At 70.7% G+C, this 12,746-nt stretch carries 11 protein-coding genes; 3 read left to right on the forward strand and 8 right to left on the reverse strand.

The window, feature by feature from the left end; genetic code table 11:
* The first annotated feature begins 7 nt into the window (after positions 1-7).
* Positions 8-1,159 (forward strand): glycosyltransferase family 4 protein, encoded by a 1,152-nt coding sequence (locus tag ACMGFI_RS15485; protein WP_436910724.1) that lies wholly within the window; start codon positions 8-10, stop codon positions 1,157-1,159.
* A gap of 51 nt (positions 1,160-1,210) precedes the next feature.
* Here ACMGFI_RS15485 and ACMGFI_RS15490 read toward each other — a convergent pair whose 3' ends face one another.
* From ACMGFI_RS15490 to ACMGFI_RS15515, 6 genes are all read right to left on the reverse strand, one after another.
* Positions 1,211-1,441, reverse strand: coding sequence for a PLDc N-terminal domain-containing protein (locus ACMGFI_RS15490; protein WP_436910725.1), 231 nt, complete (start codon positions 1,439-1,441; stop codon positions 1,211-1,213).
* A 115-nt stretch (positions 1,442-1,556) separates the two neighbouring features.
* Positions 1,557-2,555, reverse strand: coding sequence for a zinc-binding dehydrogenase (locus ACMGFI_RS15495; RefSeq protein ID WP_436910726.1), 999 nt, complete (start codon positions 2,553-2,555; stop codon positions 1,557-1,559).
* A 96-nt stretch (positions 2,556-2,651) separates the two neighbouring features.
* Positions 2,652-3,434, reverse strand: coding sequence for a YqjF family protein (locus ACMGFI_RS15500; protein WP_436910727.1), 783 nt, complete (start codon positions 3,432-3,434; stop codon positions 2,652-2,654).
* 69 nt (positions 3,435-3,503) lie between these two features.
* Positions 3,504-5,051: an alkaline phosphatase family protein gene (locus ACMGFI_RS15505; protein ID WP_436910728.1), complete on the reverse strand. Its 1,548-nt coding sequence runs from the start codon at positions 5,049-5,051 to the stop codon at positions 3,504-3,506.
* 111 nt (positions 5,052-5,162) lie between these two features.
* Positions 5,163-6,299, reverse strand: a complete 1,137-nt coding sequence (locus ACMGFI_RS15510; protein ID WP_436910730.1) for a lysylphosphatidylglycerol synthase transmembrane domain-containing protein — start codon at positions 6,297-6,299, stop codon at positions 5,163-5,165.
* Positions 6,296-7,159, reverse strand: coding sequence for a polysaccharide deacetylase family protein (locus tag ACMGFI_RS15515; RefSeq protein ID WP_436910731.1), 864 nt, complete (start codon positions 7,157-7,159; stop codon positions 6,296-6,298). The genes ACMGFI_RS15510 and ACMGFI_RS15515 overlap by 4 nt, the downstream gene beginning before the upstream one ends.
* A 209-nt stretch (positions 7,160-7,368) precedes the next feature.
* Here ACMGFI_RS15515 and ACMGFI_RS15520 point away from each other — a divergent pair, with 209 nt between their 5' ends.
* Together ACMGFI_RS15520 and ACMGFI_RS15525 are read left to right on the forward strand one after the other, a co-directional pair.
* Positions 7,369-8,439: a glycosyltransferase family 2 protein gene (locus tag ACMGFI_RS15520; RefSeq protein ID WP_436910733.1), complete on the forward strand. Its 1,071-nt coding sequence runs from the start codon at positions 7,369-7,371 to the stop codon at positions 8,437-8,439.
* Positions 8,440-8,508: 69 nt separating this feature from the next.
* Positions 8,509-9,609, forward strand: a complete 1,101-nt coding sequence (locus ACMGFI_RS15525; protein ID WP_436910734.1) for a sulfatase-like hydrolase/transferase — start codon at positions 8,509-8,511, stop codon at positions 9,607-9,609.
* Positions 9,610-9,654: 45 nt separating this feature from the next.
* Here ACMGFI_RS15525 and ACMGFI_RS15530 read toward each other — a convergent pair whose 3' ends face one another.
* Together ACMGFI_RS15530 and ACMGFI_RS15535 are read right to left on the reverse strand one after the other, a co-directional pair.
* Positions 9,655-11,106 carry a lipopolysaccharide biosynthesis protein gene (locus tag ACMGFI_RS15530; protein ID WP_436910735.1) on the reverse strand — a complete coding sequence of 484 codons (1,452 nt, stop codon included), beginning with the start codon at positions 11,104-11,106 and terminating at the stop codon, positions 9,655-9,657.
* A 188-nt stretch (positions 11,107-11,294) separates the two neighbouring features.
* On the reverse strand, positions 11,295-12,686 hold the full coding sequence (locus ACMGFI_RS15535) for a sulfatase (RefSeq protein WP_436910736.1): 1,392 nt from the start codon (positions 12,684-12,686) through the stop codon (positions 11,295-11,297).
* Between the last annotated feature and the right edge of the window lie 60 nt (positions 12,687-12,746).

Genomic DNA, 12,746 nt, shown 5'->3' on the forward strand with positions numbered 1-12,746 from the left:
ATCGGTAATGGCGGACCTGCCCGACGTGTGCGTCGTCACGCACCCCCTCGCGGCGGCCGGCGAGAACGCCACGCGGAGCCTGCTCGACATCCTCTCGGCGGTGACCGGCGTGGCGCTCGTGACCGCGGACCTGCCCGCCGACTCGGAGATCCGCGACCGCCACGAACTCGTCGAACTCACGCGGAAAGGCGCCGGCGACTCGGTCGCGGTGGCGGCCGCCCGATTCCTCGTCAACCAGCTCCGGATGTGTCGAGTCCTCGCCGGCCGCGAGGAGGAGGTCGTCCTCTTCTACGGGGCGACCTCGTACCTCCTGCCGATCCTGTTCGCCCGGGCTATCGGGAAGACGGTCCTGGTCGAACCCCGCGGGGACGTGCCGCTGACGCTCCGTATCGCCTGGGAGGAGTCGCTGCCCTCGCCGGTCCCCCGGACGCTCGCGGGCCTCGTCCGCGCGCTCGAACGCGCGGGCTTCGCGGCCGCCCACGGGGTCGTGACCTACACGCCGTCGATGGCCGAGCAACTCGATATCGACCCCGATTCTCCCGACGTGTACCCCACGGGTGCTCGCTACGTCCGGACCGACGAGTTCCGGATCCGGACGCCCCTGGAAGAGCGGGGCCGTCGGGTCGGCTTCCTCGGCCGGCTCGACGAGGAGAAGAACGTCCGCGAACTCGCCGCCGCGGCGAAGGGCCTGCCCGACGACGTGACCTTCACGTTCATCGGTGACGGCGACCTGCGCGAGTGGCTGGAGGCGGAACTCGCGGACGAAATCGAGGCCGGGCAGGTGGAGATGCGCGGGTGGGTCGACCACGACGACGTGCCCGCGGAACTCGACCGCCTGCGGCTGGTGGTCCTCCCCTCGGAACCCACGGAGGGGCTGCCGACGACGATCCTCGAAGCGCTGGCCTGCGGGACGCCCGTCTACGCGACGCCCGTCTCGGGCGTGCCCGACGTGGTCCGCGACGGCGAGACGGGCTTCCTGATGGACAGCACCGACCCCGACGACATCCGCCGGGAACTGCTCGCGGTCCTCGACCGCGAGGACCTGCCGGCGATCAGCCGCAACGGGCGCGAGTTGATCGAGTCGGAGTACAGTTTCGAGGCCGCACAGGAGCGGTATCGGACGATCTTGCAGGACACAACTCGTCGCCGCGGCCGGTAGCGAATGGGATCGCCGGTCACCCAGTCGACCGGACTGGCCGCCACCGGCCGGTCAGTATTTCCGGTCGCGGCCGATGAGGAAGTACAGCACGAGTCCCAGAAGCGGCGCCAGGAAGACGACGATGGCCCAGAGGAACGCGGGGTGGCTGCTGTTCTTCTGGGCGTCGCTGTACGTCCAGAAGACGAGGGCGATCCCGATAGCGAACACGATCAGCCCGAACAGGAGGACGAACGCCGCCTCGCCGGCCTGAAGGGGCACCGCAGTGGGTATCGTGGAGGGCATCACTGCCGAGAAACCGGCCACCGCGACAAATGCTTTGTGTTCGGTTCCGCCGTGGCCGGACGACTCGCCGCGAGTGTTCGCAGGTGGCTCGCCGCGAGCGTCCGCGGACGCTTCGTCACTCGTTTTCGAGCAGGATCTTCCCGACGAAGTCGCCGTCCTCGCCGAGGCGGTGAGCGTCGGCGACCTCGTCGAACGCGAACCGCTCGTCGACGTGGGGTTCGACGGCGCCGTCGTCGACGAGCGCCGCGATGTCGGCCAGTTCCTCGCCGACCCGCTCCTGTCGGTCGCCGAGCAGCACCGGCAGGATGACGAGCACGACGCCGAGTTCGAGCGAGTTGGCGTGCAGCGCCGAGATGTCCTGGGTCGAACTCGACTCGGTCGTCACGACGGTCCCGAACGGGCGGACCGCGTCGAAGGCCGTCTGGAGGTGGTCGTCGCCGACCGGGTCGAAGACCACGTCGAAGCCGGCGCCGTCGGCGTGCTCGTCGACGTACGACGCCACGTCGGTCGCGGTGTAGTCGACGGTGTGGTCGGCGCCGAGGTCGGCCGCGAACGCGCGTTTCGCCTCGGTGGAGCCGGTCGCGGTCACGTCGGCGCCGAACCAGCGGGCCAGTTGCACACCGATGTGCCCGACGCCGCCGCTGGCGCCGTAGACGAGCACGTCGTCGCCCACGTCGACCGTCGCCTTGTCGGTTAGCATCTCCCAGGCGGTCAGCGCGACCACGGGCAGGGCGGCCGCGTCGGCCAGCGGGAGCGTCTCGGGCGCCGGTGCGAAGGTCCCGGCGTGGCCGACGACGTAGTCGGCCAGCGCACCGTCACGGCCCGCGCCGCCGGGCATCCCGTACACCTCGTCGCCCGCGTCGAAGCGGTCGACCTCCTCGCCGACCGCGTCGACGACGCCCGACACGTCGCAGTGGAGGACCGCGGGGAACTCCGGGGTGAAGTCGGGGATGTCGCCCCGGCGGATCTTGTAGTCGACCGGGTTGAGGCTGGTCGCGCGCACCTCGACGCGGACCTCCTCGGGGCCCGGTTCGGGCACCTCGACGGTCCGCTCGGTGAACACGTCCGGGTCGCCGTACTCCTCGACGACGTAGGCTGTCATCTCCGAAGTCATGTCGCTCGACGGTTGGGCGCCGAGCGGGGAATGGGCAACGGTTGCGAGCGAGGACCGACCCGACCCTCGACCGGGTCGGCCCCGCGCCCCGGTCGATCACTCAACCCGGCGGCTCCCGGAAGCGGTCACGTCGACCCCCGGACTGTAGAGGACGGTGGGTTCGCTCTCGGGCGTGTCGAACCCGTTGGTCTCGAAGACCTCGTTCTCGCGGAGGTCGACGCTGGCCCCGTAGAGGGTCCACGGCGGGTGGCGGATCTGCGCGTAGCGCAACTCGCCGCCGGGCGTCTCGGTGTAGAATCGGTGGCGCTTCGTGAGGAACCGTTCGAGCGACCCCGGTTCCGAGCGGAAGCCGTCGCCGACCGGCTCGTACCGGGCGTCGAAGTCGCAGGGGCGCGCACCCGGGTGTCGCCGCCGGCTCCTGAACTCGACGCCCGACGCGTCGGTCTCCAGGGACATCTCGGCGAGGTAGTACGGGAGGTGGTGGAACAGGCGCGCGCCCGTCACGCCCAGGATCCCGTCGGCGTCGAGGCTGAAGAAGTAGACGCCCAGGTCCCCGGCGGGGCCGTCGTCGGTCGGGCCGGTGTCCTCACCCGACCCGTCGCGACCATTCGCGCGTTGCCGTTCGCCCTCGTGGCTGACGTACGTCCGAAGGTTCAGTTCGGGCAGCGGGAGGCCGGTCCAGGCCGGCAGACCGCGCGGGCGAACCGCGACGTTCGTGAACGGGACGACCGAGAGCCAGGCCCGCCCGCCGTGGGTGTCGACGGTCAGCGCGTCGGGGACGTGCGCGTCGACGAGGTCGGGGTCGACCGGCCAGTTGGCGAACAGGAGGTGGCGCCACCCCATCGCGATCGGGAGGCCGAACAGCGAGCGAAGCGACATTGTCACCCGATTATACGGTCCGCGGACACATCACTTGTCGGACCGGGGTGCGGGGTCGGTGGACCGGCCCTACTCCATGTAGCCGAGTTCGGTCAGCCGGTCGGCCACCTCGTCGGACGGGCCGCTCGCCTCGGCGTCCTCGTGGTCGATAGGATCCTGCGTGCCCACGTCGGGGTCGTCGACGAAGATGTCGAGCACCTCGCCGTCCATATCGGTCGGCGTGTCGACGCCGTGGGCGGCGAGGATCGTCGGCGCGATGTCGCGGATGTCGATCTCGGGGATCTCGCCCCGGTTCCGGAAGTCGGGGCCGTTCGCGACGAAGATGCCGGAGGGGGTGTTCTCGGCGGCCCAGCGGTCGGGCTTCGTCTGGACGGCGTCGCCGCCCAGCCCGTCGTTGACGTGGACGCCCGGGCGCTGGTCGACGACCACGTCCGGCCCGATGTCGACGTAGGGGCCCTCGTAGACCTCCTCGGCGCGGTAGACATCCGTGAAGAGCGGCTCGCCGCTGGCGTCCGTGACCGATTCGAGGTCCGCGATGAGGTCCGCGCGGACCGACTCCACGTCGAAGCGCGGGTTGACGTAGATCGGCCCCTGGCCGCTGGCGAGCGCCTTCGTCTCCCCGGGGACGATGAGTTCCATCTTGCGCTCGCGCTTGGCGCCGGCGCTCTGGGGGACCAGTTCCTGGACGCGCTGGGGGACCGTCTCGGCCAGGAACTCGACGAGACCGAACCGCTTTGCCACGTCCAGCGCCGTCTCGCGGGTGAGTCCGACCCGCTGGAAGTAGTCCTCGACGCCGCTCGCCCGGGTGAGGTAGCCGTTCTCGGCGAGCCACTCGTTGACGTAGAACTCCGTCGTTGTGGCGGCCGCGCCGTGGTCGGACACGACGACGAGGTTCGTGTCCTCCAGTTCGGCCAGTTCGCCCAGCCACTCGTCGACCAGTTGCCAGCCGCGCTTCGTCGGCTCGTCGTCCCAGAAGAAGTGGTGCAGGACGTTCAGGTAGAAGAGCGTGACGTGCGCGAACTCGAGGTCCTCCTCGACGAACAGGTCGCGGGCGACTTCGAGGCGAAGTTCGAGCAGGCGGAGAATCTCCTCGACCTCGGCGCCGCGCTCGTCGTTCGACGAGAGTAGCGGGTCGGGGTGGACGTCGTAGTCGTAGCGGTCGGCCAGTTCCGCCTCGAAGTCGGGCGGGTGGGTGTAGCCGGAGTCGAGCGAGCGGTACTCGCCCTCGACGGCGTCCGGGCCGCCCGAGACGACGTAGCCGTCGAGCTCCCGCGGGGGATACATCGAGGGCATGTTGACGACGGCGGTCCGCTGGCCGTCGGCGTTGAGGTAGTCCCAGAGTTCGGCGGTCTTGTAGTCGCTCCCGCTCATGATGTCGATGCGCTCGTCGGCCAGGTCGATGCGCTCCCACCAGTAGACGCTGTGTTTGCCGGGGTTCTTTCCGGAGGAGTAGCACTTCCAGTTGGGGTAGGTGACCGGCGGGAGACAGCTCCGGCTGGTCGCGTAGGTGCCCGACTCGCGGAGGGCGGCGAGGTTGGGGAGGAGGCCGTCGTCGATCCAGGGCTCGGTCAGCCGCCAGCCCGCGCCGTCGAGCCCGACAACGAAGGTCCGCGTCATTGTCGGAAACCCCGCGAGGCCGCCGGAAATACGTTTCGTTCGTCCGGACGGTAGGCCCTCCATAGCGCGGTTTCGGCCGGTGTTCGTCGCCGGCCCAGTGGTCCCGAGCGGCTACCCGCTCCCCTCCTCGCCGCGGGCGATCAGATCCGCGAAGTCGAGGTTCGCGGCGGGGAGCCAGCCGAGCACGGCGGGGAGGTAGACGCCGAAGGTCCGGTCGAGGAGGACGACGACGGGGGCGAGCGCCGGCGCGACGCCGAGGGCGACGAGGACGGCCGTCGCCGAGGCCTCCGCGACGCCGACGCCGCCGGGCGTCAGCGGCAGTACCGTCACGCTGTAGGCGGTGACGAGCACGACCGGCAGGGCGACGGCGGGCGAGAACGCCCCGCCCAGCCCGGTGAGCAACACCCAGACGCGCAGGGCGGGGAAGACCATCAGCGTCCCCGCCCACCCGAGCGCGTACGGACCGACGACCGACGGGGTCGCGGACAGCCGCCGGAACACGCTCGCCGAGTCGGCGGTGAACGAGGGGAGCGCGCCCGCGACGCCGGCGAGGCGGTCGCCGACCCGCGGGACCCGGCCCAGGAGGCCGCCGAGCCGGCCCGCCAGCCGCCCGGCGGCGTCCATCCGCCGGCCGGCCGCGAGGACGAGCGCGCCTGCGGCGAGGTAGACACCCGTCGACAGCGCGATGACGAGTAGCCAGCCGCCCCCGAGTCGCGGGGCGAACAGGCCGAGCCCCGCGAGCGCGACCAGTCCGTAGAGGGCGGCGTAGAGGCCGGTGTTGAGCCCGGAGACGCTCACCGCCTCGGTCCAGTCGGCGCCCGTGTAGTGGCGGACGACCAGCGGCGCGACGGAGTGGCCCGACGCCTTCGAGGGGACGACGTGGTTGACGAACTTGATCACCAGGTCGACGCTGGCGGTCGTCCGCAGGTCCGTCGGCGCGAGGCCGTTCAGCAGCGCGTACCACATCGCGAACCGCGACCCGAACTCCGCCGCGGTGACCGCGAGGACGGCCGCGACCACGGCGGCGTCGAGCGTCGCCAGCTCGCTCGCCGTGGTCGACCAGTCGACCCCGCGGGCGACGTACCAGAAGGCCCCCACGGCGACGGCCCACTGCAGCGCCGAGAGCCCCCGTCGCCGCCAGGATCCGCCCCCGGCGTCGTCGGTGGACTGGCCCTCGGCATCGCTGTCGGTGGACTGGCCCCCGGCACCACCGTCGCCGGACCGGCCCTCGGCGTCGCCGTCGCTCACGGTCTGTCACTCCGCTCGGAGGGCGCCGGTTCGGCCTCGCCGGCGGTCTCGGCGAGGTCCCGCACGGTCACGAACTCGAACGGTTCGGCGAGGATCCGCCGGACGGCCCGCCGCATGTACGCGCCCGTCCGGACGTACACCCGTTTCGGTACCCCGTCGACCGCCGGGAGGTCGACCAGTTCCCACGGGTGGACGTACAGCACCGGCGCGACGCCGCGCCGGGCGAGCAGGCGCATCCCCGCGAGCGTGTAGGAGACGCCGAAAAACCGGATCCAGGTGCCCGTCAGCGGCAGGCGTAGACGGGGCATGACCGAGACGGGGACCTCCGCGAAGTCGGCCGGCGCTGTCGGGTCGACGGCGCTCGCCGGGACCGGGCACTCGGCGTCGAACTCGCCGCCGTACCAGCCGGGGATCGACCGACACGGGACGACGCTGGAGTCGTACTCGTAGCCCGCCTCGGCCAGCGTCCCGAAGTGGTCCGGGCCCAGGTCGAACGAGGGCGCGCGGAAGCCCGCGACCGCCTCGCCGGTGACCGCTTCGAGTCGCTCCTTCGAGCGGACGAGTTCCTCGCGGCGGTCGGCGGCGTCGAGTTCCGAGAGGTGACGGTGGGTGTGAGTGTGCGAGGCGACTTCGTGGCCTTCCGCGGCGACGCGCTCGACGGCGCGCGGGCGCTCCTCGGCGATCTCGCCGACGGTGAAGAACGTGGCCGCGGCCCCGGCCTCCCGGAGGGCGTCGCGGAGGAAGGTGACGCCGTCCAGACCCACCGCGGGCCTGTCGGTCGTCCCACGGGCGCCGCGGTAGGCCGGCAGGTGGGTGAAATACTCGAAGTCGACGGAGAGGGCGGCCCGTGGCTGTGACATCGGCGTCTCGACTCGTCACCGGCTACACCCCCGCGGTACTTGGGTGATGCGGGTGGCGACTGCGGCGCCGGACTGCGGAACTCGATGGCCACGGCGTCCCGCGTCCGGGCGACCGCACGACCCGCGCCCCGCGGATCCGGAAACTGTCGACGGTCTCACATCCGGGATCGCGGGATATAAACGGCACACACTCGGGGATACTAGCACGCATGGCAGTCGTACCGGACGGCGCCGCGGCGGCCCTCCCCGGGCTGGACAACGAGGCGCTGACGCTGCTGTTCGTCGCCCTGGCGGTCGTCGCCGTCCTCTGGGGGTTCGACCGCTACCGTCGGACCTTCTCGAAGAGCGAGTTCGGCCTCGCGCTCGCGCTGGCGGTCGGCCTGCTCACGGTCGGATTAGCGCCGGGACTGTACGGCGCGCTGGCCGCCGCCTTCAACCTCGAGAGCCGGTTCCTGCTCATCCAGATCTTCGTCAACGCGACGTTCCTCTTCCTGATCCTCTACCTGGTGAGCCGGATCGGCTCGACCAGGGCGGTCGTCAGCGAACTCACCCGGGAGCTCGCGGTCGAGCAGGCGCCGCTCGACGGCGACCCCGACCGGCGGACCGTGTACGTCGTGATCCCCGCCTACAACGAGGCCGACACCGTCGGCGACGTGCTCGCGTCGCTGCCCGAGACGGTCCGCGACCACGCCGTCCGGGCGGTCGTCGTCTCGGACGGCTCCGACGACCGGACGCGGCGGGCCGCCGAAGCGCACGACGCCATCGTGGTCGAACACCCGCTCAACCAGGGCCAGGGCGGCGCCCTGAAGACGGGCTTCGAGATCGCCCGCGAGCACGGCGCGGACGTGGTCGTGACGATGGACGCCGACGGCCAGCACCCGGTCGACCAGCTCGACGCGCTCGTCGCGCCGGTCGTCGACGGCGAGGCCGACTACGTGATGGGCTCGCGCTACCGGGGCCGCGACCGCTCGGGCAACTCCGTCACGCGACGGGGGGGCATCCGCGCGTTCACCTGGCTCATCAACCGCCTCACCAGGGCCGACATCACCGACTGCACGAACGGCTACCGCGCCATCCGCGGCGACCGCCTCGGGGAGCTGACGCTCACCGAGGAGCGGTTCTCCGCGCCGGAGCTCATCATCGAGGCCCGCAAGAACGGCCTCCGAATTCAGGAGGTGCCGGTCACCATCCGCGAACGGGAGGCCGGCGAGACCAAGAAGCCGGGGCTGGGCTACGCCGTCGGGCTCGCCCGGACCATCGTCGTCACCTGGATCCGGTGAGGGAGCGGTCCCGCTACCCCTCGCACGGACCAAAAGCGTCATTCCGACCGTGGTCGAGAGGGAAAACGAATGGACGACATCGTCTTCGTGACCGCCGACTCGGTGCGCGCCGACTACGTCGACGAGATGGAGTACGTCTCCTCGTTCGACGTGGAGACCGGGATGACGGCCGCCCAGTACACGCGGCCGAGCCTGGCGAGCATCCACGCGTCCAGCTACGAGTCGGTCCTGACGGGGCGGGTCAAGGAGCCGACGCTCGCGGAGGCACTCTCGGCGGCCGGCTACACCTGTCTGGGACTCTCACCGAATCCCAACACCGACGCCACGTTCGGGTTCGCAGAGGGGTTCGACCGCTACGACAGCTTCATCGAGCCCGGCAACCGCGGCAGCGGCCTCCGGCAGTACCTCGCCAACTTCGACCTGCTGCGGCGGATCTACTACAAGTTCTACCCGCCCCACGCCAAGAGCGAGAACCGCCCCCGCGACCGGGAAGTGGTCGAGCAGGCAATCGAGTGGTTCAACGCCGCCGAGGGGCCCCGGTTCCTCTGGGTCCACCTCATGGAGACCCACCGCCCCTACGGCGCCGGCGAGGACGCCGTCTCCGAGGACCTCGACCAGAAGGCCTTCTTCAAGCCCGACAAGCTCACCGACGCCGAGGAGGCCGAGATCGACCGGAAGTACCGTCAGTCGCTCCAGCGGGCCGACGAGAACATACGGCACCTGCTCGCGGAGATCGACAGCGACGACCCCGCGTTCGTCTTCACCGCCGACCACGGCGAGGGCTTCGGGGACGACGGCTACTACTTCCACCAGCCACAGCTCCGGCGCGTCGACGACTGCCTCGTCGAGGTGCCGGTCGTCTTCGACGGCGTCGACGCCGACGGGCCGTGCAGTCTCCTCGATCTGACCCCCACTATCGCCGCGAGCGCCGGCGCCGATGTGGCCGACCGCTGGGACGGCAACAACCTTCTGGAGACGGACACGGACTACACGATCACCATCGCGCCGTGGCACGAGCAGGCGACGGTGCTCTGGCAGGACTTCGAGCGGCGACTCGTCAGCCGCGACGCCCGGGTCACGTTCGAACACCGCGGCGACACCGCGGAGGTCGAAGACGAGGTGCCCGAGGAGCTACAGGGGCAGTTGCGCGACCTGGGGTACGTGGAGTAGGGGCTTCTAACACGGTCGGACGCCGTTACCGCCGAACTTCCGGACTCAGAGACCGAAATCGACGGGGGCGGCTCCGGCCGCCTTCCGGCGGACGCGCGCCGAGAGCGCGAGCAGGACCCCGACGTAGACCGCGGCGCCGACTCCGACGAGGACGAACGTCCAGCCGAGCGTGTCCGGGACCGCCCCCCGGCCGGCGAGGACGGCGGCGAACATGACTAGCGACGCGGCGACCTGGGCGCCGATGTCCCGGTAGGGGACGCGGGGGCGGCCGACCAGCCGGGTCAGCGCGTAGCCGGAGACGCCGACGTTGACCAGCGAGGACAGCGCCGTCGCGACGGCCGCGCCCCACCAGCCGAACAGCGAGATGAGCGCGAAGTTCGAGGCGACGTTCATGACGATGTAGACGAGGTTGACGCGGAACGCCACGTCCGGGCGGTCGATGCCGTTGATGACGTTGACGAGCTGGCCCGAGTAGGCCGCGAACAGCCGCGCGGCGATGAGGACGACGAGGATCCCCCCGCCGGCGGCGTACTCGGCGCCGAAGATCGTCAGGAGTTTGTCGCCGACGACGACCGCCCCGAACAGTCCCGGGATGGCGAAGATCCCGGTGAAGGCGAGCCCTTCGTTCAGGAAGTGTCGGATCCGGTCGTAGTCGTCGTCGACGGCGAGTTCGGACAGTTCGGGGAACAGCGTCTGTTTGATCGCGATGCTGACCAGCGCGAGGACGGAGGCGAGCGTCCACGAGACGTTGTAGATACCGATCTGCGTCTGGTTGACGGTCGCCAGCCCGATGACCGAGAGGCTCAGCCCCCGCATCATCATGATGTCGGTCCAGGCGAACGCCCGCGTCTTCAGCGTCCCGACCCACGAGTACTGCGCGTACTCCCCGAGCGAGGCGAAGTGCTCGCGGTCGGGGCGCTTCGGGCGAGTTTCCAGGAGGACCAGCCCGGCGACCGTGGCGAGCAGTAGCGCCGCGGCGTGGCCGATCACGAGGCCCGCGACGCCGACTCCGAGGAAGAAGAGCGCGCCGATGTGGATGCCCGACCGGGCGACCGACTCCAGGGTCTTGATCCCCCCCGAGAGGCCGACCTGCTTGTTGCCCCGCAGCGACGAGACTGTCACGTCGAAGAGGGCGCGGGCACCAACGAGCGCCGCGAAGAAGACGGCCACGTCGACGCCGATGAAGACGTTGACCTGTTCGCGGAAGACGAGCAGGCCGGCGACCAGCGCGGCGTTGACCGCGAGGTTCGCCGCGTGGCCGGCGGCGAGGAACGCCCTGGGCTCCCGGGCCTCGCTCATGCGCTTGTTGACCGCGGTCCCGATGGCGCTGGCGGGGACGTTCAGCCAGAAGAGGAACGCGACCGCCGTCGAGTACTCCCCGAAGGCGTTGGCGCCGAGACGGACGTTGATGTACCAGGTCGCGGCGAACCCCGACAGCGTCGTCCCGACCTGCGTCGCGAAGTAGATCAGCGTCGTCCTGCCCTGCCGGCCGCTCACGGCCGCTCACCTCGCGCCCGGCGCGGACGGCCGCCACCGGCGCCACCCTGCGGTTGCACGGTGCCGTCTTCCGGGGGGGTCGTTGAAACGTTTGTGTTGTCCGGCGGCCGCGTCACCCGGCCCGCCGACGCCGCGGCGGTCCCGGAGGTCGCGGCCCGGACGGTCCCGGCGGCGTCCCCCCGGGCGCCTCAGCTCATGTAGCCGAGCTCTTCGAGCTGCTCCTGGACGGCGTCGGAGAACTCCGCCTCGGCGCCGCGGCCGCGCGGGCGGCCGTGCTCGTCGAGCCACCCGTCGAGCAGGTCGTCCATCTCCGCGGCGCGGTCGGGGTGGTCGTCGCTCACGTCGTCGCCCTCGTCCTCGTCGGGGAGTTCGAACAGGTCGGCCCCGTCGCCGCCGCGCTGGTACTTCCAGTCGGCGGTCCGCAGCGCCGAGAGGGTCCCGTGGCGGAACCTGTCGGGGTCGAAACCCGGATAGCGCTCGGCCAGCCCCTCGAAGTCGACGGGGCCGCGCTGGGAGACGGCGAACTCGCGGGTTTCCGAGCGCAGGTCGACGCCCGCCAGGTCGTCGGCGTCGGCGCCCGCAGCCTCCAGCAGCGTCGCCATCACGTCGGCGTGCTGGACGATGTCGTCGTCGCCGGCCGCCAACTCGTCGTCGAGGCCGTGGACGACCAGCGGAACGCGCGTCACCGCGTCGTGGAGGACGTACTTGTGCGACAGCAGGCCCCACTCCCCGAACAACTCGCCGTGGTCGGCCGTCACGACGACGACGGTGTCACCGAGGTCGAGCGAGTCGAGGTGGTCGAGCAGTTTGCCGACCATGTAGTCGGTGTAGGCTATCTCGGCGTCGTAGGTGGCCAGCAGCGCCGCCCACTCCTCGTCGGAGAGCCGACAGCCGTCGGCGATGATCTCGTCGAGCCGGTAGTGGATGTCGGTCGCGAGTTCGGCGGCCTCCCGGCCGGAAATCGGCAGGTCCTCCGCGTAGGCGTCGATGAACATCCCGGGCGGGTAGTAGGGGCGGTGGGGTTCGTTGTAGTGGAGGTAGAAGAAGAAGGGGTCGTCACGACTCTCGAAGTCGTCGAGCCAGCCCTTGGCGACCTCGTTCATCAGGAACGGGGAGGCGTGTTTCGCGGTGTCGGTCCGGAACCCCGCGGAGTGTTTGCGGACGTTCAGCAGGTACTTCAGCAGGGTGGCGGGGCCGGCCTCGTGGATGGTCGAGGAGGCGAGCCACTGGAAGCGGTCGAACCCCCGGTTCAGGCCGGTCTCGGCGCTGACGTAGGAGTTGCGCGAGAGACAGGCGGTGTCGTAGCCGGCCTCGCGGAACCGCTCCGCGACCGTCGTCACCTCGTCGGGGAGGCGGTTGCCGTCGACGCCCATCGTCGTCCCGGTCGGAGGGTAGCCCGTCAGGATGGCACCGCTGGACTGCAGCGTGTCCTTGCTGTGGGCGAAGCAGTTGCGAAACCCGGCGCCCTCGTCGGCCAGCCGCGCGATGGTCGGCGTCGTGTCGCGTTCGTAGCCGTCGAGCGCCGTGTGGTCGGATCGGACGCTGTCGAGTGTTATCCAGCAGACGTTTGGCGGTGCCATTGCGCTCACCCGCCCGAAGCGCGGGGTCTACCTTTTGGGTTCCGATCCCGTCCGTAAGAG

The organism is Halosimplex marinum (genome assembly GCF_051414075.1).
GTDB lineage: Archaea > Halobacteriota > Halobacteria > Halobacteriales > Haloarculaceae > Halosimplex > Halosimplex marinum.